Below are 26026 nucleotides of genomic sequence, written 5' to 3' on the forward strand. Positions count from 1 at the left end.
TCAATGGTCATGCGAACCGCGTGCCTTGCCAAACTCGCCGGCCTCTGCCTGGTGGCCGGGCTGCTGCTCGCCGGGATGGCGATGCCGGTCGTCGGCACGGCCGGCCTGCTCTCCAACCGGATGAGCGACCAGGTCGCGGCGACGTCGGTCAACCTGCTCGACACGCCGCCGCCGCTGATGACGACCGTCACCGACAAGGACGGCGTCCCCATCGCCTACCTCTACGACCAGTACCGGGTGCTGACCCCGCCGGACCAGCTCGCGCAGACCATGAAGGACGCGCTGATCTCCGCCGAGGACCGCCGGTTCTACGAGCACCGGGGCGTCGACTGGCTGGCCACCGCGCGGGCCGCGATGCGCAACCAGTCCGAGGGCTCCGTCTCCCAGGGCGCGTCGACCATCACGCAGCAGTACGTCAAGAACCACCTGGTGCACGTGCAGGAACGGCACAACCCCGCCGGGCAGAAGGAGGCGCAGGAGCAGACGATCGCCCGCAAGCTGCGCGAGGCGCGGATCGCGATGCTGGTGGAGAACCAGCTCAGCAAGGACGAGATCCTGTCGCGGTACCTGGACGTGGTGCCGTTCGGCGGCACGGTCTTCGGCATCGCCGCCGCGTCGCAGGCCTACTTCGAGACCACGCCGGACAAGCTGACCGTGCCGCAGGCCGCGATGCTCGCCGGACTGGTCAACAGCCCGACGTTCCTGGACCCGGAGGCCCGGCCGGACAAGGCGGTCGAGCGGCGCAACATGGTCATCGACCTCATGGTGCAGAACGACAAGCTGTCCGTCGAGCAGGCCGAGGAGCACAAGCGCTCGCCGCTCGGCCTGGCCGACCCCGTGCGACCGCTGCCGACCGGGTGCGTCGGCGCCGGCCCGGCCTTCGGCTTCTACTGCTCCTACGTCGTGAACTACCTGACTCGCAGCGGTTTCACCCTGAACGAGCTGAAGAGCGGCGGCTACACGATCCGGACCAACCTGGACCGGGAGTTCACGCAGCAGGCGAAGCAGGCGGCCGAGGCACAGGTGCCGAAGACGACGCCGGGTATCGCGAACACGGCGGCCGTGGTGAAGCCGGGCAAGGACCGGCACGAGGTCGTGGCGCTGGTGGCGAACCGGGACTACGGGCTCGACCAGGCCCAGTTCCAGACGCAGTTCGACCTGCCGAGCGCGGTGGAGAACAAGTTCGGCGCGGGGTCGGTGTACAAGGTGTTCACGGCGGCGGCGGCGCTGGAGAAGGGGTTCGGGATCGAGACGGTGGTCGAGTCCCCGTTCTCGCACACGTCCAGCGTGTTCCGGGGTGGTGCGCCGGGGTGTCCGGGCACCGGCGAGCCGAACACCTACTGGTACTGCCTGCGCAACCACAACACCGAATACCCGCCTCGGATGACGTTGAAGGAGGCGTTGGCGACGTCGCCGAACACGGCGTTCGTGATCCTGGAGGAGAAGGTCGGGTTGGACGCGGTGGTCGACATGGCGTCCCGGCTGGGGATGCGGGAGACGATGGCGACGAACATCGCGGGCGTGCCGCCGGACACGAAGGCGAAGCAGAAGGAGCTGCGGGTGTCGCAGGCCGAGTTCTTCAAGTCGGCCGGGAACGCGTCGTTCACGCTGAGCCCCGCGCCGACGAGCACGTTGGAGCTGGCGAACGTGGCGGCGACGGTGATGTCGGGTGGGACGTGGTGCCAGCCGACGCCCATCGACAAGATCGTCGACCGGTACGGGAAGCCGGTGGACCTGGCCGAGCCGCCGTGCGAGCAGGTGGTGGAAGAGGCGTTGGCGAACGCGCTGGCGGTGGGGATGAGCGAGGACGACCAGGGCCGCGGCACGGCAGCGGCGGCGGCGAAGCAGTACGGGTGGACGCGGCCGGCGCTGGGGAAGACGGGCACGACGGAGGAGTACAAGTCGGCGGCGTTCCTGGGTGCGACCCCGGACTACGCCGGCGCCGTGCAGGTGTTCAACGACGGCACCTCGCCGGCCGGCATCTGCGTCAACGCCGGACCGCCCCGGCTGTGCGGGGAAGGTGACATCTACGGCGGCACGTTGCCGGCGCGGACGTGGTTCGACTTCATGTCGAAAGCACACGCCAACCTGCCCGAGAAGCCCCTGCCCCCGGTGGAACCGCGCTACATCCGCCCCTGATCACCACCTCGCGCCGGCTGCGTCGGCCCGGCTGCGGGCGGCCGCCGGTGGACCGTCGTGCCGTCGACGCGGAGGGACGCCGACCGGAGGGTGTCGAGGTGGCGCAGCCGCCGGAACTCCTCGCGGTAGCGGCGTTCCAGCTCCTCCCCGGACGTGAACCGCTCCAGGCCGCTGTCGCCATCCCGCACTGCCACCGCAGTTCGCCGGGCGGGCGGTGTTTCACCCGTGCCGACCGGTCGCCCCGGAGGTTGCCCCGCCACCGGGCGCCTCTGGGCCGGCCGCGTCGACGATCAGAGCGCCACACGCGCACCGGATCTTCACCGTCGCACCCTTCCACCCGCGGCACACCCGCCGGCTGCCCTGATGGGACGTCAGACGAGCCGCACGTCCACACCGGCCTCCCGCAGCCGGTCCACCTCGTCCTCCGGCGCGTCCGAATCGGTGACCAGCACGTCGATCGCCCCCACCGGACACACCCGCCCGAACGCGGTCCGCCCGAACTTCGAGCTGTCGACCGCGGCCACGACCCGGGCCGACGCCTCCACGGCCGCCTTCTTCACCGCACCCTCGGCGAGGTCGTGCGCCGACACGCCGTTGCGCGCGCTCAGCCCGCAACTGCCCAGCACCATCGTGTCGAACCGCATCGCCTGGAACGCGTGCTCGGTCAGCGGCCCCACGAACGCCAGCTCACCGGGCCGGAGGTCGCCGCCCGGCAACACCAGCCGCACCTGCTCCGCACCCCGCAGCACGTCGACCGCGTGCAGCGACAGCGGCAGCACGGTCAGCCGCCGGTCGGTCAGCCGCCGAGCCACCTCCACCGCGGTGCTGCCGCCGTCGAGCACGACGGTCTCCCCGTCGTCCACCAGCCCGGCCACCGCGGCGCCGATCCGCCGCTTGGCCTCCAGCCGCTGCCGCGCCCGCGCCGCGTACGGGGTCTCCTCCCCCGTCAGCATCCCGACCGCCGCGCCGCGCACCCGCCGCAGAAGCCCTTCGCGCTCCAACACGTCGAGGTCGCGCCGCACCGTCATCTCGGACGCGCCGACGAGCTGCGCCAGGACGCCGACCGCCACCCGTTCGCCACCGCGCAGGCGCCGGAGGATCTTCTCGTGCCGCTGGGCAACATCCACGCTGTTCATCTGAACACCATGGATGTTCACACGTCAACACCCTGGCAACTGGTGGGACTATCCGGTAGGACTGGCGAGCGACAGGTTGGTATAGACCACTGGAGGGTTCGCGATGACGATCGAGACGGTGACCGGCTCCGACTACGGCGACGTCGTGCGCACCCACCTGACCAGGGTCGAGCAGCACAACGCCGCCGCAGTGGACGACGTGGCGGAACTGGTGCTGGCGAGCGTGCGCGCGGACGGCATGGTGCTCACGGCCGGCGCGGGCCACTCGCTGGCCGCCGTCGCCGAGACGTTCTACCGCGCGGGCGGCCTGGCGTGCGTCCGCCCGGTCTACCACCCGGAACTGCTGCCGATGCACGGCGCCGTCAGCAGCACGTCCGCCGAACGCCGCTCCGGCCTGGCCGCCCAGGTCCTGGGCGAAGTCCCCTTGGCCGCGCACGACGTGCTGTTCGTGTTCTCTACGTCCGGCGTGAACCCGTACCCGGTGGAACTCGCGGTGCTCGCGGCCGACGCCGGGTGCCCGGTGGTCGCGGTGACGTCGGTCGCGGCGAGCGCGCTCGCACCGCGCCGGGCGGGCACGACGCTCGCCGAGAACGCCACCGTGGTGCTGGACAACATGGTCCCGCCCGGTGACTCCACCTACCCGCCCGGCAACCCCGTCACCGCCGCCGTCTCCACGCTCGCGACGACCTTCCTCTGGAACCTGGTGATGGTGCGGTTGCTCGACAAGGCCGCCGAGGCGGGCGTGACCCTGCCGCTGTGGCGCAGCGCGAACGTCGAAGGCGGCGACACCGCCAACGCGGACCTGCTCCGCAAGTACCAGACGAGGGTGCCGAACCTCGGCTGACCGTTCACGAAATCTCCACACGTTCGCGTTAGCCTCCGACGCAAGGGGGTTCTACTCGTGAACAAGAAATCGAAGCGCTTGGTGCTGGCCGTCGGGGGCGTCGCCACAGTCGGGATCATCGTCGCGGGAGCGCTGGTGCTGTGGTCGGGCGGTGCACCGGAGGCCGAGAACAAGCCCACCCGGGTACCACCGGGGACCGTCGCCCAGCAGTTCGCCACCGCGGTGGTGTCCGGCCAGCCGGGACAGGCGGCGGCGGTGACCGACGCGGCGGAGGCGGCAGGTGCCGCCCTCGCCCGCACGCAGCAGGGCATGCCGGGCTCGACCATCCACATCCAGCTCGGCCGGACCCCGCAGGTCCCCGAGGGCACCACGACGACCTCGATCGACGCGGACGTCACGTGGACCCTGCCCGCGGGCGTGCCGATGAAGTACCAGGTCAAGGTCGAGATGCGGCTCGTCGACGACCAGTGGCGGGTGCGCTGGTCGCCGACCGTGCTGCACCCGCAGCTCGCCGAGGGCCAGAGCCTCGCCTACACCACGACGTCCGGTGACGGCGCCCTGCTCGACCGGGCCGGCCAACCCGTGCCGGCGGGCTTCGCGCCCGAGGTGACCGGGGCGATCTCGGCGACCATCGGGCCGCTTGCCGGCACACCGGGCTGGCAGGTCGCCGTGGTGGACGCGGCGGGCGCGCCCGTGACGGTGTTGCAAGAGCAGAAGGCCCAGGTGAGGCAGTCGCTGACGCTCACCATCGACCCCAAGACGCAGGCCGCCGCGCACGCCGCGATCGACGGGTTGCAGCAGGAGGCCATGGTCGTCGCGATCCAGCCGTCCACCGGCGAGATCCTCGCCGTGGCGCAGAACCGTTCGGCCGGCGGGACGCACGTGACCGCGCTCGTGGACCACTACGAACCCGGTTCGACGTTCAAGGTCGTCACCGCCACGGCGGCGATGACCGGTGGCCTGGCAACCGTCGACACGCCCGTGGCGTGCCCCGGCAAGGAGACCATCGGCACCCGGACGATCACCAACGAGGACTCGTTCGAGCTGGGCACGGTGCCGCTGCGCCGGGCGTTCGCGGCGTCGTGCAACACGAGCTTCGGCCGGTTGGCGGCGGCCCTGCCCACGTCGGCGTTGCCGGGCGCGGCCGGGTACTTCGGCCTGACGTCCGACTTCACGGTCGCGGGCGTCACCACCAACACCGGTCGGGTCCGGGAGCCCGCGCCGGGCGCGGCGCAGGTGGAGGCCGCCATCGGCCAGGGCACGATCGGGGCGACGCCGTTCGGCATGGCCCTGGTGGCGGCGACGGTCGCGAACGGCCGCACGCCGGTCCCCCAGCTGATCCGGGAGATCAAGACCGAGGGTCTTCAGCCGCCGGCGCTGCCCGGTGGGGTCGCCGGGGCGCTGCGGTCGATGATGAGCGACGTCGTCACCGGTGGCACGGCGCGCGAGTTGGCCGGTTACGGCGGGTTGCGCGGCAAGACGGGGACCGCCCAGTTCGGTGACGGCACCCGCTCGCACGGGTGGTTCATCGGCTACCGCGGTGACCTGGCGTTCTCGGTGTTGGTGGTGGACGGCGGGTCGTCCAAGGCCGCGGTCGCCGCCACCGGCACGTTCCTCTCAAGTCTCTAGATCCGGGACCTCTCGGGCCGCTGGACCCCGGCGGGGGTCTCCACGTCCTCGTCCGTCCGGGTGGGCGCTTCGTCGAACTGCGTGTGGTACAGGTCGGCGTAGCGCCCCCCGGCCGCCAACAGGTCGGTGTGCGTGCCGCGTTCCACCACCCGTCCGTGCTCGATGACCAGGATCTGGTCCGCCGCACGAACGGTCGACAACCGGTGCGCGATCACCAGCGCGGTCCGTCCGCGCAACGCCTCGGTGAGCGCCACCTGCACCGCGGCCTCGGACTCCGAGTCGAGGTGGGCGGTCGCCTCGTCGAGGATCACCACGCGCGGCCGGGCGAGCAGCAGGCGGGCGATCGTGAGCCGCTGCCGCTCACCGCCGGAGAGCCGGTAGCCGCGCTCCCCCACCACCGTTTCCAGCCCGTCGGGCAGCGACTCGACCAGCTGGTCCAGGCGCGCGCGGCGCAGCGCGTCCCACAGCTCGTCCTCGGTGGCCTCCGGTCGCGGGTAGGTCAGGTTCGCCCGGATCGTGTCGTGGAAGAGGTGGCCGTCCTGCGTCACCACGCCGACCGCGCCGCGCAGCGACTCGAACGACAGCTCACGGACGTCCACACCGGACAGGCGCACCGCGCCGCCCTCCGCGTCGTACAGCCGCGGCACGAGCGAGGCGATGGTCGACTTGCCCGCGCCCGACGACCCGACGAGCGCCACCAACCGGCCGGGCTCGGCCCGGAAACTGATGCCGTGCAACACTTCCTCGCCACCGCGTGCGTCCAAAGTGGCCACTGATTCGAGTGAGGCGAGCGAGACCTTGTCCGCCGCCGGGTAGCCGAACCTCACGTCCTCGAACTCCACCGACACCGGGCCGTCCGGCACTCGGCGCGGCTTCTCCGGCTCGGCGATCATCGGCTTCAGGTCCAGCACCTCGAAGACCCGCTCGAACGAGACCAGGGCGGTCATCACGTCGACCCGGGCGTTGGCCAGCGCGGTGAGCGGCGAGTAGAGGCGGGTCAACAGCAGCGCGAGCGACACCACGGTGCCGGCGGCCAGCTGACCGATCAGCGCCAGGTAGCCGCCGAGGCCGTAGACGAGGGCCTGGGCGAGCGCCGACACCAGCGTCAGGCCGGTCATGAACCACCGGGTGGCCATCGCCGTGCGGATGCCGATGTCGCGGACGCGCGCGGCCCGGTCGGCGAACTCGTCCACCTCGGCGCCCGGTCGGCCGAACAGCTTCACCAACGTCGCGCCCGGGGCGGAGAACCTCTCGGTCATCTGCGTCGTCATGCCCGCGTTCAGCGTCGCCGCCTCGCGCTGGAGGTCCGCCATCCGGTTGCCCATCCGCCGCGCGGGCAGGATGAACGCCGGGAGCAGCAGCAGGGCGAGAGCCGTCACCTGCCATGAAAGGGTGAACATCACGACCAGGGACAGCCCGAGCTGGATCACGTTGGTGACCACGCCGGACAGGGTGGAGGTGAACGCCCGCTGCGCGCCGATCACGTCGTTGTTCAGGCGGCTCACCAACGCGCCCGTGCGCGTGCGGGTGAAGAACGCCACCGGCATCCGCTGCACGTGCTCGTACACCGCGCGGCGCAGGTCGAAGATGAGCCCTTCGCCGATCCGCGACGACTGCCACCGCTCGACCAGCCCGAGCGCCGCGTCGAGGATCGCGATCCCCGCGATCGCCACCGCCAGCCACACCACCACGGACACGCCGCGACCGCCCACGATCGCGTCCACGACCCGCCCGGCAAGCACCGGCGTGCTCACCGCGAGCACCGCCGACACCACCGTGAGCAGCAGGAACACGACCAACTTCGCCCGATGCGGGCCGGCGAACGCCAACACCCGCCGGAACGTGCCAGGCCGCACCCCGCCGGGTGCGTCCGACGCCTGCATCGCGCTGCGCATCAAACCCCAGGAACCGTCCACGACAGGCAGCAACGTCGGCGGAGCACGTGACGTTCCCATTTCACGCGCGCAGGTACACATCGTGACCCTGGGGCGTGCCCGAGCCAGACGTCGAGCCGAAGCGTCGCGGGCCAGCTGCGCCTGACTCCAGGTGCGGTCGGACTCCCGGCCTCACGGCTGGGGTGGCGGGGTGGTTCGCGGCTCGGTCATATCAACCGAGGGCCGGCAACAGTGTTTCCGTACATTTTCGGGCTGATCTCACCCGATCGTGTTCGGCGGACGCAGGTTCGGGGTCGGGTACGGGTCAGCCCTTGGGTGCTGCGAGGCGGGCCAGCTCGGTCATCCGACGCAGCTGGGCTTCGCGCTCCACCCGCAGCTGCTCCTGCTCGCTCGCGCCGTCCGCCGCCGACGCCAGCAGCGCCAGTGTTTCGCGCACCGCGCCAGGAAGGGGCCGGAGGAGTTGGGTGACGAGGTCGTCGACGGCCGCGTCCAGCCCGTCCTCGGACACCACGGCGTTCGCGAGGCCGATCCGCAGCGCCTCGTCCGCGTCCACCCACCGCCCGGTCAGGCAGATCTCGGCCGCACGCGAGTACCCGACCAGCCGCACCAAGGGCAGCGTGCCGCCGAGGTCCGGCACCAGGCCGAGGGACGTCTCGGCCATGCGGAACTTGACGTCGTCGGTGGCCACGCGGAAGTCGCACGCGAGGGCGAGCTGGAAGCCCGCACCGATCGCGTGCCCGCGCACCGCGGCGATCGTCACCCGATCAGGGTCGCGCAGCCAGCGGAAGCCCTCTTGGAAGTCCGCGATCTGCGCGGCCCCGTCCACCGGGCCCATGCGGGTGATCTCCGCCAGGCCAGGTTCGCCCTCCATCGGGGGGCCGGTGAACATCTGCCGGTGCAGCCCTGCGGAGAAGGCACGACCGGAGCCCCGGACGACCACCACGCGGACGTCCGGGCCCAGCTGCTCACCGATCGTCCGCAACGCCACCCAGGTCGACGGCGTCTGTGCGTTGAGCACGTCGGGACGATCGAGCGTGATCGTCGCGCGCGGTCCGTCCACGACGAGCCGCACGCCTCCGCGTTCCAACAGGCCGGCGTCGATGGTCGTCGGTGCCGACATGCGTGAGCCTCCGGGTTTCGTCAGGCGTCGTCTCTCCTCGACGCCATGTGGTTACCGGAGGGTAGCTTACTTCTTCTTCGTGCGGGTGGCGCCACCGCGACCGCGCAGCTGCACACCGGACTCGCTGAGCACCCGGTGCACGAAGCCGTAGGAGCGTCCGGTGGACTCGGCCAACGCCCGGATGCTCGCGCCCTTTTCGTACTTCTTCTTCAGGTCAGCGGCCAGCTTGTCCCGCGTGGCGCCGGTGATCCGGGCGCCCTTCTTCAGGTCAGCCACCTTGTCCCGCCTTCCGTAGACAGCAGGTCGGGCCTTCGAAAGCCCCTGTCGTCGCAATGATCGAACACGAAGAGCGAGAACGCCAGGTGATCAAGCGAAAAGATCGGCGAGCGGTCGTCCGATCACAGAGAGTCGATCAAAGCTCACATTGCTGTCCGAGCGGCGAAAACCCTTGGCTCAGGCCAACTGCACGAGTTCCAGGTACTCCTGGGACCAGTGATCCTCGGTCCCGTCGGGCAGCAGGATCACCCGCTCGGGCTCAAGCGCCTCCACCGCCCCGGGGTCGTGCGTGACCAGCACGACGGCCCCCTCGTAGCGGCGCAGCGCGTCGAGGACCTGCTCGCGGCTGGCCGGGTCGAGGTTGTTGGTCGGCTCGTCCAGCAGCAGCACGTTCGCCGCGCTCGACACCAGCCCGGCCAGCGCCAACCGGGTCTTCTCGCCACCCGACAGCGTGCCCGCGGGCTGGTCCAGCTGCTCACCGCTGAACAGGAACGTGCCCAGCAGCGACCGCAGCTGCTGCTCCGGCGTGTCGGGCGCGGCGTGTCGGATGTTCTGCCACACCGTGGCCTCGTGGTCGAGCGTCTCGTGCTCCTGCGCGAAGTACCCCAGCTTGAGGCCGTGACCCGCGATGACCTCACCGCTGTCCGGGCGCTCCATCGAGCCGATCAACCGCAGCAACGTCGTCTTGCCCGCGCCGTTCAGGCCCAGGATGACCACCCGCGAACCACGGTCGATGGCCAGGTCGACACCGCTGAAGACCTCCAGCGAACCGTACGACTTGCTCAGCCCCTCGGCCGTCAGCGGCGTCCTGCCGCACGTGGCAGGCTGGGGGAAGCGGATCCGGGCGACCTTGTCGGCCTGCCGGGTGTCCTCCAGGCCGGAGAGCAGCTTCTCGGCACGGCGGGCCATGTTCTGCGCCGCGACGGCCTTGGTGGCCTTCGCGCGCATCTTGTCCGCCTGCGCCATCAGGGCGCCGGCCTTCTTCTCCGCGTTCGCGCGCTCGCGGCGACGGCGCTTCTCGTCGGCGGACCGCGCTTCGAGGTACTTCTTCCAGCCCATGTTGTAGATGTCGACCTCGCCGCGCGTCGCGTCGAGGAACCACACCTTGTTGACCACGTCGTCCAGCAGCTCGACGTCGTGGCTGATCACGACCAGGCCGCCCTCGTGGGACTTGAGGAACCCGCGCAGCCACGCGATCGAGTCCGCGTCGAGGTGGTTGGTCGGCTCGTCGATCAGCAGGATCGTGCTCGACTTCGCGCCCACGCCGCCCTCGGAGGCGGCGAACAGGATGCGCGCCAGCTCCACGCGGCGGCGCTGACCGCCGGACAGCGTGCGCAGCGGCTGGGCCAGCACGCGGTCCGCCAGGCCCAGGTTCGCGCAGATCCGGGCGGCTTCGCTCTCGGCCGCGTACCCGCCCAGGGCGGCGAACCGCTCTTCGAGGCGGCCGTACTTGCGCACGGCGGCCTGCAGCTCGGCGTCGTCCACCAGCTCGGCCATCGCGGACTGCATCTTCTCCATGTCGCGGAGCAGCTGGTCCAGGCCTCGGGCGGACAGCACGCGGTCCTTCGCGACGACCGACAGGTCGCCTTCGCGCGGGTCCTGCGGCAGGTAGCCGAGTTCGCCGGAACGACGCACGTCGCCCGCGTACGGCTGGCCCTCGCCCGCGAGGACTCGGAGGGAAGTGGTCTTGCCGGCGCCGTTGCGGCCGACGAGGCCGATCCGGTCACCCGCCTGGACGCGCAGGGTCGCGCCGGACAGCAGAATGCGCGAGCCCGCGCGCAACTCGATATCGGTTGCGGTGATCAAGTTTTACTCCGTGGTGTGGTCATGCGAGGTCAACGGCGCGGGTGATGCGCTGGACTACTCGAGCAGGATGACCACGGGACCAGTCTACTGGGTGGACGCCGGCGGATTGACGGTGTGTGTCCACCGGCATACCAGCGGCATACATTGCCGGCTATGACTTCGGACTTCACGGGCAGGGCGGCGCTGGTCACGGGCGCCAGTCGGGGCATCGGGCACGGCATCGCGTTGGAGCTGCTGTCGCGCGGCGCCTCCGTCACCATCACCTCGCGCAAGGCGGAGGCGGTGACCGAGGCGGCGGCGGCGTTGGCATCCACCGCCCGGGTGTCACCCGATCGGGTGTTGGCGGTGCCGGGGAACGCGGGCAGCGCGGAGAACCGCGCGGAGGCGGTCGAACGGACCCTGGAGCGGTTCGGTCGGCTCGACGTGCTGGTGAACAACACCGGGATCAACCCGGTGCTGGGCGGGTTGATGGACGCCGACCTGGACGCGGTGCGGAAGATCTTCGACGTGAACGTCGTGGCGGCGCTGGGGTTCGTGCAGCTGGCGTGGAAGGCGTGGATGCAGGAGCACGGCGGGGCGGTGGTGAACATCGCTTCCGTCGGTGGCATCCGGTCGACCGGGGTGATCGCGGCCTACGGGGCCAGCAAGGCGGCGCTGATCCGGTTGACGGAGGAGCTGGCGTGGCAGCTCGGGCCGAAGGTGCGCGTGAACGCCGTCGCGCCCGCCGTGGTGAAGACCCGCTTCGCGGAGGCGCTGTACACCGGGCGCGAGGAGCAGGCCGCGGCTGCGTACCCGATGAAGCGGCTCGGGACGCCTGAGGACGTCGCGCGGCTGGTGGCGTTCCTGGCTTCGGACGCGGCCGAGTGGATCACCGGGGAGACCGTGCGCGTGGATGGCGGGCTGCTGGCCACCGGCACTTTGGGGTAGTCGACACCCGCTGGCTGGAGGCGCTGGCCCGAGACGCTGGCCAACCGGCGGCGAGGTGACCAACGGCAGGATCGACCAGTCGAAGGCGGACAACGGCGGGGCCCACGACATGCGGGTCCCGCCGTTGACGTGTCCGGGCACGCCGGGGCGGCCGGAGCGGGCGGCGCGGATGGGCTCGGTGGGGTGGCGGGTTACCCGGCGGCGGTGGTCTGGAGGGGTTCGTGGTCGGTGGTTGGGGCGTTGCCGTTGGTGCCGGCGATGGGTGTGGTGGTGGTTGTCGGGCCAGGTGCGGTGTAGGTGGTCGTGACGTGTGACGGGCTGGTCGTCATCGCCGGTGGCTCGGCGGACAGAGAGGTGTTCGGCGCTGTGATCGGCGGGCTCGTGGGGATGCCGGTGGTGCCGGTGGTCGTGTTGGTGGTGCTGGTTCCAGGAGCGGGTGGGCCGGCGGGCGTGTCCTGGTCCTGGTCCGGCGACTGGTTCAGGGCGATGGCGACCACCACGGCCACCATCGCTGCCGTGCCGGTGCCGGTCGCCCCCACCGCGTAGGCACGCCGGCGGCGTCTCAGGCTGACACCCCGGTGGACGATGTCCATCGCACCGAACGTGCGTGGCAGCGGCTGGATGTTCAGTTCCTCGAACGTCTTCTTCAGCTCGTCCTCAAGCACCGCGCGACACCTCCTGCCACAACGCGCCGAACTCCGGCCCCAGTCTCTGCCGCAACACCTTGAGGCCGCGGCTCGTGTTGCTCTTGACCGTGCCCACCGAGCAACCGAGGGCCGCGGCCGTCTCCTCCACCCCCAGGTCGTGCCAGTACCGCAGCACGAGCGTCGCCCGCTGCTTGGCGGGCACGGCGCTCAGCGCCTGCCACACCACCAGCTTGTCCTCGCTCAACGACCCGCCCACCGGCACCTCCGGCAGCACGTCGGTGAGCTTCTCCCGTTTCCACCGCACCCGGCGGCGCTCGGCCAGGAACGTGCGCACCACGATCTGCCGGAGGTAGGCGTCCAGCCGGTCGTGCTGCGCCGGCCCCGGACCGGCCAGGTAGAGCTTGAGGAACGCGGACTGCACCACGTCTTCGGCCTCGTGGTGATTACCGCACAACAAGAACGCGGTGAAGCGCATCGAGTCGGCACACCGGTCGAAGTGGTGGGTGAATTCCGCGTCCCAGCTCACGATGTCAGCGCCTCGTGCCGACCGTCGTCGTGGGCAGCGGCGGCGCTGTCGTGGTGGACGGCACCGGGGTCGGCTCGGGCGACGTCGTCACCATCACCGGCGGCTGCGGCCAGGCCACCGGGGTGGTGGTGACCGTGACCGGCGGCGGCTGGACGGGCGGCAGCAGCGGTGACGTCGTGGCGATGGACGTGGGCAGCGGCGGCGACGTCTCGATCGCCGCCGGCGACGTGACCGGGGGCGACGTGACCGGGGGCGACGCGACCGGGGGCGACGCGACCGGGGGCGACAGCGGAGGCGAGGTCAGGGGAGGCGACGTGGCGATGGACGTGGTGGTCGCCGGGGGCGCGACAGTGGTGGGCGGGGGCGCCTCGTCGCCACCGCCGGACGCCAGCGCGGGCACCGCCACGGCGACACCGCCGAGCAGGATGGCCCCGACCGCCAGCACGAGTCGTTTGCGCAGCAAGACTGCTCCTCGGGTTCGTGAGGCCACCCGTGGTCGGTGCCCCCTCACCCTTATGAATGCGGTCGGGCGGCACGGGGGTTGTCACGAGTTCCCGGGAGGCGGTTCCCGGACGACGACCTCCACCGCGCGGGCCCGGACGGCGGCCTCGTCCAGCACCGCCCGCCGGGGCTCCGGCACGTCCAACACCCGCGGTGACGCCAGCGCCAACACCTCGTCCAGCCGGCGGTCGCCCCGGAGGGCGTCCAACGCCTGACGGTCGCCACCGAGCACGACGGCGTCCAGCTCACCCGCCCGCGACCCCAGCACCCGCACCGCGTCGTCCGCCGCGGCCTGGAGGGCGACCCGGGCCTGCCCCTCCCGCCGCCGCGCGAACCGCTGCTGCGACCACCCGCCGGCCTTGTTGCGCCCGTGCACCTGACGACTGCCCGTAGTCGACACGAGCACCACGCCATCCCGCGCGACGCCGATGCTGTGCCCGCCGAGCCGCACCAACAGCAGCCCGATCCGACGCGGGGCGAACGCGTAGGCCAGCAGCCCGCCCAGTTCCAGCCCGGAAAAATATTCGCCCGAATGGGTGAACTCTTCGAAGGCCGGGGCCACCGAGGCCTCCGCCCCGTCCACCGCCGTGACCAGGTAACGACCAGGCGTCACCGACGTCGACACCACTCCGCCGTGCCGGGCGGCGAACCGCGAGAACCACCCTTCCAGGCGTTCCGGCGGCACCTCGACCGCCCGCCCACCGCCGGCGACCGGGCGGATCCGACTCATGCCGGCGCGACCGCGACCCACACCGGCAGCGGGTGGCCGCACTCGGCCGGAGGGAGCCGCTGCACCGCGCCGAAACCGGCGTCGGTCAACGAGGCGGCCACCTGCTCGGGCGACAGCACGCGGTGCCGGGTGGACACGGTGTTCGCCACCTCCCACGTCTCCGCGCCACGCACCAGCTGCACGACCTCCAGCGCGTAGGACTCCCCGTCCGCCGCCCAGTCCCAGAGCTGCACCGTGACCTGCCGGTCCTGACCTCGCCCGGAGACCTTCGGCGGCGGCGCGGTGGGCCGCAGCCGGCCGAGCTTGTCCAGCTCGGGCACCGCGGCGACGAACAGGCCGCCGGGCCGCAACGCCTTCCGGGCCAGCACCAGCGCCTGGGCCAACGCGTTCTCGTGGGCCAGCCGGGGCAGCAGGTCGTCACCCGCGCGGACCACGTCCACCGGCGGGCCCCCGTGGTGGCGCACCACGTCCAGCAGGTCGATCACCACGTGGTGGCCTGCACCGAGAACAGCGGTGGCGACCTCCGTCAGCGGGTCCTCCGGCAGCGGCACGACGTCCTGGGCGGCGGTCACGCCGGACACAGTAAGGCCAACGGATCACCGGCCGCCAACGGCCCGCACGCCCCGGTGGGGCGGGCGCGACCGAGCCCCGAAGGTTCCCACCGCCACACCACCGAAGCAGCCGTTGCACAATGTTACCGACGGGTTTACAAAGGGAAGAGACAGGATGTTCAGCACTTGACAGAACGATGCCCATCCCAGTGAACTCCTGACCCGTATGGCCCAACCATTGACTCCACTCGGATGGCACCAACGCCCTGCGTTGGCGGGTAGGGTCACTGGGGCGTGATCTCATGACAGCGGGGAGTCACAATGACCAACGCTGCCGGTCGACCCAACCTGTCCGTCGACGAACTCGACTCGACGGGCCACGGCAGTCTTGCGCAGCTTCTCACCACGGGACCGTTTCCCGAGGCGCTGAGGGCTGCGATCAAAGCAAGCAGGCTGAGTCTCGACCGCATCCAGCACCGGCTCGCGCTGCGCGGGGTCACCATCAGCGTCGCGACCCTGAGCTACTGGCAGTCCGGCCGCCGCCGACCTGAGCGACCCGAGTCGTTGGAGGCCCTGCGTCACCTGGAGACCGTGCTCGGCGTGCCGCAGGCAGGCCTGTCGGCGCTGCTCGGCCCCCCGCGTCCGCGCGGCAGGCGGTCGCGCCCGACGACGATGATGCCGATCGACGCGCTGTGGGAGCGCCGCGAGCGGGTGGCGAACCTGCTCACGCAGGTGGACACGTCCTCCGACGTGAAGCTCGGTCGGATCAGCCAGCACGACCGGATCGAGATCGCCGCGGACGGCGGTCAGCGCTCGGTGTGGGTGCGCCAGATCCTGCGCGCCGAGCAGGACGGCCCCGACCGGTGGGCGCTCGTGTTCGAGACCGAGCAGGCCGACGTGCTGCCGCAGGTCGTCAACCTGCGCAACTGCCACCTCGGGCGCGTGGTCGAGGACACCGAGGTCAACATCATGGCCGCCGAGATGATGTTCGACCGGCCCCTGACCAGGGGCGAGACCATCATCATGGAGTACCAGCTGCTGTTCGCCGAGGGCCACTACCCGGCGGGCAACAACTCGTTCACCCGCAAGTTCCGGCTGCCGGTGCGCGAGTACGTGATCGAGGTGCGGTTCGACCAGTCGAACCTGCCCGCCCGGTGCCAGCAGTTCAGCCTGCCCGCCGGCGACGACACGCCGTCGCGGCGGCGCAACCTGGCGCTCGACAACGCCGGCGGCGTGCACGCGGTGGCGCTCGGGTTCGGCCCCGGCGTGTTCGGCATCCGCTGGGAGTGGCCCAAGTAACACGTTACGAACAAGGCCCCGGGAGCGTGCTCCCGGGGCCTTGTCACGTCCGGACCGTCACTCAGACGTAACCGTTGATCTTCAACGACACCGTGCGGAGCGAACCGCGGTCGGACGAGGCCGCGTCCACGACCTTGAACTTCCACGTGCCGTCCACCGACTCGGTGAGCAGTGCGCTCAGCGGAGTGGTGGGCCGCCACGTCCCCGTGAACGGCGCCAACGCGCTGGTCACCGACGAGAACGGCCGCTCGGCCGAGTCGTCGAACACGACCTGGCACAGGTTGTTGCCGGTCGAGCCGTTGCGCTGGAACACCGTCGCCGTCGCGCCGGACGGCGAGGTCAGCGTGCCGACCAGGTCACCGACGAACGTGTGGTCGATGCCGACCGTGGTCGCACCCGTGTCCGCGCTGCAGGTGTCGCCGTCGACCGACAACGCGATCTTCGACCCGCGGCCGACGCCGCTGACCGGGATCTCCACCGTCACGCCGAGCGCGCTGTTGTCCGGGATGGCCACGACCGGACCGCCGTACGCGAACGTCTTCGCGTCACGGGACGGCTCGCCGACCGTGAGCGTGAACGCGCTCGTCGTCGGCGACGTCGAGCCGGCGAAGGTCACCCGCGCGTCCAGCTTGACCGCCGAGCCGACCTGCACCGCGGCGGGCACGGTCACCTTGAACGTGTTCGTCACCGTCTGGCCGACCTCGACGTTGCCGTAGTACTTCGACCTCGGTGCGATCGTCACGCCCAGCGTGGGCGTGGTGAGCACGAGGCTCGTCGACGCGGCCATGCCGTCACCGGAGTTGACCACCGGCACGGTCACCGTGGCCGTCGTGCCCGGCTTGAGGTACTGGCTGCCGTCGCTGTCGTTGACCACGGACGGCTTCGTCGCCTTCGCCAACGGCTGCGGCGACGCACCGGTGTAGGCGAGCACCAGGTCCGCGCGCACGACACCGGCGCCGGTGCGGTTGTCCACGCCCGCCTCGGCGATGTCGATCGCGGTGGTGGTCATCGCCTCCCGCACCTCGGCCGGCGACAGGCCCGGGTTGCCGGACAGCACCAGGCCCGCGATGGCCGCGGCGTTCGGCGCGGACGCCGACGTGCCGAAGAACGGGTTGAACCCGGCCACGCTGGTCTGCACGCCGTCCGCGGCCGTCAGGTCCGGCTTCTGCCGAACCTCCTCGCTCGGCGTGCCGTCGGGCGCGAAGAACACCCGGCGCGGACCGTCGGACGTGAACCGCTCGGGCAGCTGCGTGCCGTCGTACGCGTTCGGGAACGGCCCGCGCGGGTTGGCCGGGTCGCCCGGCTCCAGGGCGAACGGCAGCGGGTTGTTCGCCGGCGCCGCCGCGACGCTGATCGCGCCCTTCGCCGCCGAGTGCCCGCGCGTCACGCCCGGCGTCGCGAACTTCTTGAGCCCATCGGCGGAATCCTTGAACCGACCGCCCAACGCGGACAGCGACAGGTACTTGTCCTCACCGCGGAACTTCACCACGGCCAGCCGCAGGCCGAACGCGCTCGACGGCGTGTCCAGCCGCTCGTACGGGTCCTGGGTGCCGTCCTGCACGCTCTGGCTGAACGCCACCACGTTGCCCTGCGCGTTCGCCAGGTACAGGTCGTAGTCGTTGAACGACGCGGTCAGCGGGTCGGACCAGAACAGCGTCACCGGCACGTTGCCCGAGCTCTCCGACAGCGGGTTGAACACCTGCTTGGCGTCCGGCGACGGGTTGAAGTCGTGCGCGCTGCCGGCGAACTTGCCCACACCGACGCCCGAGTCGACGAACTGGCCCTCCCAGTGGCCGGACGTGCCGTCCGCGACGTTGCCCTCGTTGCCGGCGGAGGAGAAGAACAGCGCGCCGTCGGCGGTCACCGCGTCCACGGCCCGCGCGATCACGCCGTCCTGGAACGGCGACTCGTTGAAGTACAGGACGTCGTCCACGATGACGTCGCAGCCCAGCCGGAAGCGCAGGGCGCGGATGTTGTCGGCGAAGCTCGCGTCACCGTTGAACGCGGTGGCGAAGCCGAGGCTCGCGTTCGGCGCGATGTCGTGCAGGATCTCCAACATCGCGGTGCCCTCGTTGCCGGAGCCCTCCTGACCGGGGAGCACCTCCACGCCGGCGGGCAGTTCACCGGCGGTCTGCGACAGGGCCAGCGAGTCCACACCGTCGGACAGCGCGCACAGCTTCACGCCGGTGCCGGTGACGCGGAAGTCGTCACGCGCGGTGTCGGCGGCGTGCGCCCGGTCGCCCTCACCGGTCCGAATCGCCTGCGGGGCGATCAGGGCTTCACGGGTGCGGGCCTCGATCTCCTTGGCCTTGTCCTCCTTGGAGGGGGCCGGATCGGCCTTGCGGTCCTGCTTGTGGAACGTCTTCGCCTCGACCGCGGCCTCGACCCGACGGACGTCGTCACGTGCCGAGAGCTTGGCGAGCGAGTCGAGCGGCACCTGGGCCCGGACCGTCGCGCCTTCGGTGGAGACGGAACGGACACCGCCGCCCGTGGCGTGCACCGCGTCGACCAGCTCGTCGGTGACCTTGTGGGCGCGGATGTCCACCAGGACGGTGTTTCCGCTGTGGACCTTCACGCCCGTCTGGAGCGCGGGAAGCTTCTTGAACGTGCCGGCGTTCACCCGGCGGCGGCGCTCGACCACGAGCGCGCTGTCCATCTTGGACTCGGCCGCGGTGAGCGACTTCTTGATGTCCTGGAGGGCGGCGATCTGCGCCGCGGTGTTGGCCTCGACGCCCTTGGAAGCCTTGGGCGGATCGGCCGAAGCGGGCGACACCACGCCCAGGGCTAACAGTGCCGCGGCACCCGCCGCGAGCACGGCGTCTCTTCGGAACCGGCGTTTCGGTGAGCGCACAGGCGTCTCCCCCAGTTGGGCGTGCCCCCGATGCACGCAGCCACTCGGTCTGGAACCACGACCGAGGGGTCAACGTATTGCGCACGCCCAAGTACCGTCTGCCACCGTTCGGCCTACTCGTCAGACGGTCGACCCATCACATTTCACAGTACAAAAGCATCTGTCCACAGCTGACCGGTTCGCCCGGACAGCGCGTCGAGCAGCGCCGCGGCCTGGTTGTCGGTGAGCGAGGCGATGAAGTCGACCACCGCCCGGCCGCGGGCCAGCGCCCGAACGGCGTCCGGTCCAGAGGGCGTCTCACCCGTCGCGCCGACCAGCATCGACGGGTCGGTCCGGGCGATCACCGCGTACTCGGCGCCCGCCAACTCCACCAGGTCGTGCAGCCGGCGTGGCAGCCTGTTCGCCTCGTGCCGGTCGGTCACCCACTGCTCCAGCGCCTCGACCAACGCCGTGAGCAGCCGGGCCTGACCCCGTTGGTGCAGCGCGAGGTCCGGGCGGAGGAGCACGAACCGGCGGTGCACGAACTTCAGCACCTGCACCTCGTGCCACTGCGGCACGGCCAGCACCACGTGCCCGGAGCGCGTCGTGGGCTCCTCGACCACCGCGACCGCGTCGACCAGGCGGCGGGTCCACCGGGTGGAGAACCCGGCGACGGCCTGCTCGGCCTCCACCGAACCGTCGAAAGGCACCGCCAGCAGGCCGTCGACCAACTCGCCGCGGACCTTCGCCACGGCGTGCGCGAACGCGCCGTCGTCCACCGCCCACGAGTCCTTGGCGTGCAGCCGGCGGCGCAAGGACTCCAGCGAACGGCCGGGTTTGCGTTCCTGGGCGGCGAGGTCGGCGGCGGTCAGACCGGCCAGCTCCACGGCGTTGTCCAGCCACGTGTTCAGCTCGTTCGACACGGTGGCGTGCTGCAGCACACCCACTCGGTGGAAGTCCTCCAGGTCGTGGATGGCGTAGGCGATGTCGTCGGCGGTGTCCATGACCGACGCCTCGACCGTCTGCTGCCACGGCTCCAACCGGCCCGTGTAGAACGTGCGCGACTGCACGACGTCGTCGAGTTCGGTGACGTAGGCGGAGAACTTGCTCGAACCGGTGCCCGGCGAGTCGGTGGGTTCAGCGGCTCCCCTCGGCGGTGCCGCCATGTCCTTGGGGTGCGGGCGGGGATAGGAGAGACGCGTCCACGGGTACTTGAGCATCGCCGCGCGCACCGCCACGGTCAGGTCGAGCCCCACCGCCTCCGGGCCGCGCACGTCCGTCGTGGTGATGATCCGGAACGACTGGGCGTTGCCCTCGAACCCGTCCGCCAGGCCGAACCGGTGCCGGGCCAAGCGGTCGAGGACCTGCTCGCCGAGGTGCCCGAACGGCGGGTGGCCCAGGTCGTGGGCCAGGGAGGCGGCTTCGACGACATCCGGGTCGCAGCCGCCGAGCTTGTCGATCAAGTTCACGAGGTCCGGCCGGGCGTTGAGGCGTTCGGCGATGGCGCGGGCGGCCTGGGCGACCTTCAGGCTGTGCGTGAGGCGGTTGTGCACCAGGAGACCGGAGCCGGTCGAGCTGACGACCTGCGTGACGCCGCCGAGGCGGGCGAAGAACGGCGAACTCGCCACCCTGTCCCGATCGACCCTGAACGGGCTCGTGGCGAGGTCGGCTTGGACGGCGTTCCCGCCCGAACGTCGCTGCGTCCGGGGATCGGCGGCGTGCTCGTGCTGCATGGCAAGAAAGGTAGTCGCCGCAGCCCGGCCCTGCGTAGTGGCATCTCGAGTGCTGAACGCAAAAAAGCCTTCAGGGGCACTCGATCACGAGTGCCCCTGAAGGCGAAGAATGTTCGGCGGCGTCCTACTCTCCCACACCCTCACGAGTGCAGTACCATCGGCGCTGGAAGGCTTAACTACCGGGTTCGGAATGGGACCGGGTGTTCCCCCACCGCTATGACCACCGAAACACTATGAAATTACCAACCCGTAGGCACCCGACCCACCCCCGAAACACAGGGTGGACCAGATGGTCCGGTTCGGTTCTTTCAGAACCGCACAGTGGATGCGTAGCGTCTTCATGACAAGTCCTCGGCCTATTAGTACCGGTCAACTCCAGCCGTTACCGACCTTCCATCTCCGGCCTATCAACCCAATGGTCTCTTGGGGGCCTTAACCCACAAAGGGGTGGGATACCTCATCTAGGAACAGGCTTCCCGCTTAGATGCTTTCAGCGGTTATCCCTTCCGAACGTAGCCAACCAGCAATGCCCTTGGCAGGACAACTGGCACACCAGAGGTCCGTCCGTCCCGGTCCTCTCGTACTAGGGACAGCCTTCCGCAAGTATCCTACGCGCGCGGCGGATAGGGACCGAACTGTCTCACGACGTTCTAAACCCAGCTCGCGTACCGCTTTAATGGGCGAACAGCCCAACCCTTGGGACCTACTCCAGCCCCAGGATGCGACGAGCCGACATCGAGGTGCCAAACCATGCCGTCGATATGGACTCTTGGGCAAGATCAGCCTGTTATCCCCGGGGTACCTTTTATCCGTTGAGCGACCACGCTTCCACAAGCCATGGCCGGATCACTAGTTCCGACTTTCGTCCCTGCTCGACCTGTCGGTCTCACAGTCAAGCCCCCTTGTGCACTTGCACTCGACACCTGATTGCCAACCAGGCTGAGGGAACCTTTGAGCGCCTCCGTTACTCTTTGGGAGGCAACCGCCCCAGTTAAACTACCCACCAGGCACTGTCCCTGATCCGGATCACGGACCGAGGTTAGACATCCAGTACGACCAGAGTGGTATTTCAACGACGACTCCACACTGACTGGCGTCAGCGCTTCACAGTCTCCCACCTATCCTACACAAGCCGAACCGAACACCAATACCAAGCTATAGTAAAGGTCCCGGGGTCTTTCCGTCCTGCCGCGCGTAACGAGCATCTTTACTCGTAATGCAATTTCGCCGGGCCTGTGGTTGAGACAGTCGAGAAGTCGTTACGCCATTCGTGCAGGTCGGAACTTACCCGACAAGGAATTTCGCTACCTTAGGATGGTTATAGTTACCACCGCCGTTTACTGGCGCTTAAGTTCTCAGCTTCGCCCCGAAAGACTAACCGGTCCCCTTAACGTTCCAGCACCGGGCAGGCGTCAGTCCGTATACATCGTCTTGCGACTTCGCACGGACCTGTGTTTTTAGTAAACAGTCGCTTCTCGCTGGTCTCTGCGGCCGAAAAATCCTAGCCCGCAAGGGGCTTCAAATCCCTCGGCCCCCCTTCTCCCGAAGTTACGGGGGCATTTTGCCGAGTTCCTTAACCACAGTTCGCCCGATCGCCTCGGTATTCTCTACCTGACCACCTGTGTCGGTTTGGGGTACGGGCCGCATGAACACTCACTAGAGGCTTTTCTCGGCAGCATGGGATCACTCTACTTCGCCTCAATCGGCTATGCATCACGTCTCAGCCCTGATGCCTGGCGGATTTGCCTACCAGACGGCCTACACGCTTACACCAGTACTACCACTCACTGGCGGAGCTACCCTCCTGCGTCACCCCATCGCTTGACTACTACAAGTTCAGGTCCCGCGCTCCACGTCACCCCGCCCCCGAAGGGACAGAGCGGGCTTCGGGCGGTTAGTATCACAAGGTTCGCCATGGGCGCGTTCACACGGGTACGGGAATATCAACCCGTTGTCCATCGACTACGCCTGTCGGCCTCGCCTTAGGTCCCGACTTACCCTGGGCGGATTAGCCTGGCCCAGGAACCCTTGGTCATCCGGCGGACGAGTTTCTCACTCGTCTTTCGCTACTCATGCCTGCATTCTCACTCGTCCAGCCTCCACACCTGGATCACTCCGGCGCTTCAATGGCTGAACGACGCTCCCCTACCCATCCCAGCATTACACTGAAATGACACGGCTTCGGCGGTGTGCTTGAGCCCCGCTACATTGTCGGCGCAGGACCACTTGACCAGTGAGCTATTACGCACTCTTTAAAGGGTGGCTGCTTCTAAGCCAACCTCCTGGTTGTCTGGGCGACCCCACATCCTTTCCCACTTAGCACACACTTAGGGGCCTTAGCCGGCGTTCTGGGCTGTTTCCCTCTCGACTACGAAGCTTATCCCCCGCAGTCTCACTGCCGCGCTCTCACGTACCGGCATTCGGAGTTTGGTTGATTTCGGTAAGCTTGTGGGCCCCCTAGACCATCCAGTGCTCTACCTCCGGCACGAAACACACGACGCTGCACCTAAATGCATTTCGGGGAGAACCAGCTATCACGGAGTTTGATTGGCCTTTCACCCCTAACCACAGCTCATCCCCCAGGTTTTCAACCCTGGTGGGTTCGGGCCTCCACGCGGTCTTACCCGCGCTTCACCCTGGCCATGGCTAGATCACTCCGCTTCGGGTCTAGACCACGCGACTGGATCGCCCTATTCGGACTCGCTTTCGCTACGGCTACCCCACACGGGTTAACCTCGCCACGCAGCACTAACTCGCAGGCTCATTCTTCAAAAGGCACGCCGTCACCCCTAAAGGCTCCGACGGATTGTAGGCACACGGTTTCAGGTACTATTTCACTCCCCTCCCGGGGTACTTTTCACCTTTCCCTCACGGTACTAGTCCGCTATCGGTCACCAGGTAGTATTTAGGCTTAGCGGGTGGTCCCGCCAGATTCACAGCGAATTTCACGAGTACGCTGCTACTTGGGAACACTGTAAGAAGACGGTGAGTTTTCGCGTACGGGACTTTCACCCTCTACGGCCACGCTTTCCAGACGCGTTCCGCTAACAACACCGTTTTATAACTCCTTGCCAGCTCGGCAGAACTGACGAACAGGTCCCACGACCCCGCACACGCAACCCCTGCCGGGTATCACACGAATACGGTTTAGCCTCATCCGCTTTCGCTCGCCACTACTCACGGAATCACGGTTGTTTTCTCTTCCTGCGGGTACTGAGATGTTTCACTTCCCCGCGTTCCCTCCACACGCCCTATGTGTTCAGACGTGGGTGACCCCACATGACTGGGGCCGGGTTTCCCCATTCGGATACCCTTGGATCTCAGCTCGGTTGACAGCTCCCCAAGGCTTTTCGCAGTCTCCTACGTCCTTCATCGGCTCCTGGTGCCAAGGCATCCACCGTGTGCCCTTAATAACTTGCCACAAAGATGCTCGCATCCACTGTGCAGTTCTCAAAGAACAACCAGACACCATCCCACACTGCCCACGCCTACCGACCGGAGCCGGCGGTTCGCGGACGGAGACCGTCCTGTCGTTTCCCGCTGATCGAACACTCACGTGTTCTCTCAGGACCCAACAGCGTGCCGAACAGAAACCCTGAACCCTCGACGATCCCTTCCACGCCCTTACGGACAGTACTGACACCGTCGACAACCCGAGATCCTGCATGTAGCCAGCATCCACATCATTGAGCAACCACCGATCGATCATCCGCCGATCGCGAGGCTCTCCACAGGCCCTCCAGAAGAGAACCGGTGAGGAATGCTCCTTAGAAAGGAGGTGATCCAGCCGCACCTTCCGGTACGGCTACCTTGTTACGACTTCGTCCCAATCGCCAGTCCCACCTTCGACCGCTCCCCCCCTTACGGGTTGGGCCACGGGCTTCGGGTGTTACCGACTTTCGTGACGTGACGGGCGGTGTGTACAAGGCCCGGGAACGTATTCACCGCAGCGTTGCTGATCTGCGATTACTAGCGACTCCGACTTCACGGGGTCGAGTTGCAGACCCCGATCCGAACTGAGACCGGCTTTGTGGGATTCGCTCCACCTCACGGCTTAGCAGCCCTCTGTACCGGCCATTGTAGCATGTGTGAAGCCCTGGACATAAGGGGCATGATGACTTGACGTCATCCCCACCTTCCTCCGAGTTGACCCCGGCAGTCTCCCATGAGTCCCCGCCATTACGCGCTGGCAACATGGAACGAGGGTTGCGCTCGTTGCGGGACTTAACCCAACATCTCACGACACGAGCTGACGACAGCCATGCACCACCTGTACACCGGCCACAAGGGGGGCCGTATCTCTACGGCTTTCCAGTGCATGTCAAGCCCAGGTAAGGTTCTTCGCGTTGCATCGAATTAATCCACATGCTCCGCCGCTTGTGCGGGCCCCCGTCAATTCCTTTGAGTTTTAGCCTTGCGGCCGTACTCCCCAGGCGGGGTGCTTAATGCGTTAGCTGCGGCACGGAGGACGTGGAAGTCCCCCACACCTAGCACCCACCGTTTACGGCGTGGACTACCAGGGTATCTAATCCTGTTCGCTCCCCACGCTTTCGCTCCTCAGCGTCAGTATCGGCCCAGAGACCCGCCTTCGCCACCGGTGTTCCTCCTGATATCTGCGCATTTCACCGCTACACCAGGAATTCCAGTCTCCCCTGCCGAACTCAAGTCTGCCCGTATCGACTGCAGGCTCCACGTTAAGCGTGAAGTTTTCACAGCCGACGCAACAAACCGCCTACGAGCTCTTTACGCCCAATAATTCCGGACAACGCTCGCACCCTACGTATTACCGCGGCTGCTGGCACGTAGTTAGCCGGTGCTTCTTCTGCGGGTACCGTCAGTTGCCCTTCGTCCCCGCTGAAAGAGGTTTACAACCCGAAGGCCGTCATCCCTCACGCGGCGTCGCTGCATCAGGCTTTCGCCCATTGTGCAATATTCCCCACTGCTGCCTCCCGTAGGAGTCTGGGCCGTGTCTCAGTCCCAGTGTGGCCGGTCACCCTCTCAGGCCGGCTACCCGTCGTCGCCTTGGTAGGCCATTACCCCACCAACAAGCTGATAGGCCGCGGGTCCATCCTGTACCGCCGGAACTTTCCACCCACCACCATGCGGAGGCAGGTCATATCCGGTATTAGACCTAGTTTCCCAGGCTTATCCCAGAGTACAGGGCAGGTTACCCACGTGTTACTCACCCGTTCGCCGCTCGTGTACCCCGAAGGGCCTTACCGCTCGACTTGCATGTGTTAAGCACGCCGCCAGCGTTCGTCCTGAGCCAGGATCAAACTCTCCAATAAGGAATGTTTGATCGCTCCGAACAACACTGACAATAATGTCAGTTGTCCAGTAACAATCTCAAAGGAAACCTCTTGACGAGGTTCATAAATTTACTGGCTATTCGGCACGCTGTTGAGTTCTCAAAGAACACGCGCACACCGTCACTCAT

Annotated in this window: 18 protein-coding genes and 3 rRNA genes; 5 read left to right on the forward strand and 16 right to left on the reverse strand. The window is 68.4% G+C overall.

Annotated features, from left to right (window positions below):
• The first annotated feature begins 9 nt into the window (after positions 1–9).
• Positions 10–2139: a transglycosylase domain-containing protein gene (locus tag ACRAKI_RS25645; protein WP_447003073.1), complete on the forward strand. Its 2130-nt coding sequence runs from the start codon at positions 10–12 to the stop codon at positions 2137–2139.
• Here the strand turns inward: ACRAKI_RS25645 and ACRAKI_RS25650 are convergent.
• A complete protein-coding gene (locus ACRAKI_RS25650; protein WP_447003074.1) occupies positions 2124–2333 on the reverse strand; it encodes a hypothetical protein in 210 nt (69 codons plus the stop codon). The two genes, ACRAKI_RS25645 and ACRAKI_RS25650, sit on opposite strands and share 16 nt — an antisense overlap.
• 177 nt (positions 2334–2510) lie before the next feature.
• Positions 2511–3275 carry a DeoR/GlpR family DNA-binding transcription regulator gene (locus tag ACRAKI_RS25655; RefSeq protein ID WP_447003075.1) on the reverse strand — a complete coding sequence of 255 codons (765 nt, stop codon included), beginning with the start codon at positions 3273–3275 and terminating at the stop codon, positions 2511–2513.
• A 103-nt stretch (positions 3276–3378) separates the two neighbouring features.
• Between ACRAKI_RS25655 and ACRAKI_RS25660 the strand changes: the two genes are divergently transcribed.
• Positions 3379–4119: an SIS domain-containing protein gene (locus ACRAKI_RS25660; protein ID WP_447003076.1), complete on the forward strand. Its 741-nt coding sequence runs from the start codon at positions 3379–3381 to the stop codon at positions 4117–4119.
• 57 nt (positions 4120–4176) lie between these two features.
• Positions 4177–5748, forward strand: coding sequence for a penicillin-binding transpeptidase domain-containing protein (locus ACRAKI_RS25665; RefSeq protein WP_447003077.1), 1572 nt, complete (start codon positions 4177–4179; stop codon positions 5746–5748).
• On the opposite strand, the gene ACRAKI_RS25670 is transcribed toward ACRAKI_RS25665, so the two are convergent.
• The 4 genes from ACRAKI_RS25670 to ACRAKI_RS25685 all read right to left on the reverse strand — a co-directional run bounded on the left by ACRAKI_RS25670 (position 5745) and on the right by ACRAKI_RS25685 (position 10845).
• The gene (locus ACRAKI_RS25670; protein WP_447003078.1) at positions 5745–7664 is read right to left on the reverse strand and encodes an ABC transporter ATP-binding protein; all 1920 of its coding nucleotides are present in this window, start codon (positions 7662–7664) and stop codon (positions 5745–5747) included. The two genes, ACRAKI_RS25665 and ACRAKI_RS25670, sit on opposite strands and share 4 nt — an antisense overlap.
• Positions 7665–7947: 283 nt before the next feature.
• Positions 7948–8763 carry an enoyl-CoA hydratase/isomerase family protein gene (locus ACRAKI_RS25675; RefSeq protein WP_447003079.1) on the reverse strand — a complete coding sequence of 272 codons (816 nt, stop codon included), beginning with the start codon at positions 8761–8763 and terminating at the stop codon, positions 7948–7950.
• Between the two features lie 66 nt (positions 8764–8829).
• Positions 8830–9039, reverse strand: coding sequence for a helix-turn-helix domain-containing protein (locus tag ACRAKI_RS25680; RefSeq protein ID WP_015103570.1), 210 nt, complete (start codon positions 9037–9039; stop codon positions 8830–8832).
• Positions 9040–9216: 177 nt separating this feature from the next.
• On the reverse strand, positions 9217–10845 hold the full coding sequence (locus ACRAKI_RS25685; protein WP_447003080.1) for an ABC-F family ATP-binding cassette domain-containing protein: 1629 nt from the start codon (positions 10843–10845) through the stop codon (positions 9217–9219).
• A 153-nt stretch (positions 10846–10998) separates the two neighbouring features.
• On the opposite strand from ACRAKI_RS25685, the gene ACRAKI_RS25690 reads away from it, so the two are divergent.
• Positions 10999–11772 (forward strand): SDR family oxidoreductase, encoded by a 774-nt coding sequence (locus tag ACRAKI_RS25690; RefSeq protein WP_447003081.1) that lies wholly within the window; start codon positions 10999–11001, stop codon positions 11770–11772.
• Between the two features lie 191 nt (positions 11773–11963).
• Here the strand turns inward: ACRAKI_RS25690 and ACRAKI_RS25695 are convergent, their stop codons facing one another.
• From ACRAKI_RS25695 to ACRAKI_RS25715, 5 genes are all read right to left on the reverse strand, one after another.
• A complete protein-coding gene (locus ACRAKI_RS25695; RefSeq protein WP_447003082.1) occupies positions 11964–12437 on the reverse strand; it encodes a hypothetical protein in 474 nt (157 codons plus the stop codon).
• Positions 12430–12945: a SigE family RNA polymerase sigma factor gene (locus tag ACRAKI_RS25700; protein WP_447003083.1), complete on the reverse strand. Its 516-nt coding sequence runs from the start codon at positions 12943–12945 to the stop codon at positions 12430–12432. Before ACRAKI_RS25700 ends, ACRAKI_RS25695 begins: the two co-directional genes overlap by 8 nt.
• Positions 12946–12949: 4 nt before the next feature.
• Positions 12950–13408 carry a hypothetical protein gene (locus tag ACRAKI_RS25705; RefSeq protein ID WP_447003084.1) on the reverse strand — a complete coding sequence of 153 codons (459 nt, stop codon included), beginning with the start codon at positions 13406–13408 and terminating at the stop codon, positions 12950–12952.
• Between the two features lie 81 nt (positions 13409–13489).
• Complete coding sequence (locus ACRAKI_RS25710; RefSeq protein ID WP_447003085.1) at positions 13490–14176, reverse strand: acVLRF1 family peptidyl-tRNA hydrolase; 687 nt, start codon at positions 14174–14176, stop codon at positions 13490–13492.
• On the reverse strand, positions 14173–14748 hold the full coding sequence (locus tag ACRAKI_RS25715) for a hypothetical protein (protein ID WP_447003086.1): 576 nt from the start codon (positions 14746–14748) through the stop codon (positions 14173–14175). The genes ACRAKI_RS25710 and ACRAKI_RS25715 overlap by 4 nt, the downstream gene beginning before the upstream one ends.
• Before the next feature lie 300 nt (positions 14749–15048).
• On the opposite strand from ACRAKI_RS25715, the gene ACRAKI_RS25720 reads away from it, so the two are divergent.
• A complete protein-coding gene (locus ACRAKI_RS25720) occupies positions 15049–16026 on the forward strand; it encodes a helix-turn-helix domain-containing protein (RefSeq protein ID WP_033443667.1) in 978 nt (325 codons plus the stop codon).
• Between the two features lie 61 nt (positions 16027–16087).
• Here the strand turns inward: ACRAKI_RS25720 and ACRAKI_RS25725 are convergent, their stop codons facing one another.
• The 5 genes from ACRAKI_RS25725 to ACRAKI_RS25745 form a co-directional block, all read right to left on the reverse strand.
• Positions 16088–18877: a S8 family serine peptidase gene (locus ACRAKI_RS25725; protein WP_447003087.1), complete on the reverse strand. Its 2790-nt coding sequence runs from the start codon at positions 18875–18877 to the stop codon at positions 16088–16090.
• A 143-nt stretch (positions 18878–19020) separates the two neighbouring features.
• Positions 19021–20589 (reverse strand): deoxyguanosinetriphosphate triphosphohydrolase family protein, encoded by a 1569-nt coding sequence (locus ACRAKI_RS25730; RefSeq protein ID WP_447003088.1) that lies wholly within the window; start codon positions 20587–20589, stop codon positions 19021–19023.
• Positions 20590–20700: 111 nt separating this feature from the next.
• Positions 20701–20817, reverse strand: a 5S ribosomal RNA gene (rrf, locus tag ACRAKI_RS25735).
• A 111-nt stretch (positions 20818–20928) separates the two neighbouring features.
• Positions 20929–24010 (reverse strand): 23S ribosomal RNA (locus ACRAKI_RS25740).
• 350 nt (positions 24011–24360) lie between these two features.
• Positions 24361–25877 (reverse strand): 16S ribosomal RNA (locus ACRAKI_RS25745).
• Together the 16S, 23S and 5S rRNA genes form the textbook arrangement of a ribosomal RNA operon.
• Positions 25878–26026 lie beyond the last annotated feature (149 nt).

This window comes from Saccharothrix isguenensis, from assembly GCF_052936305.1.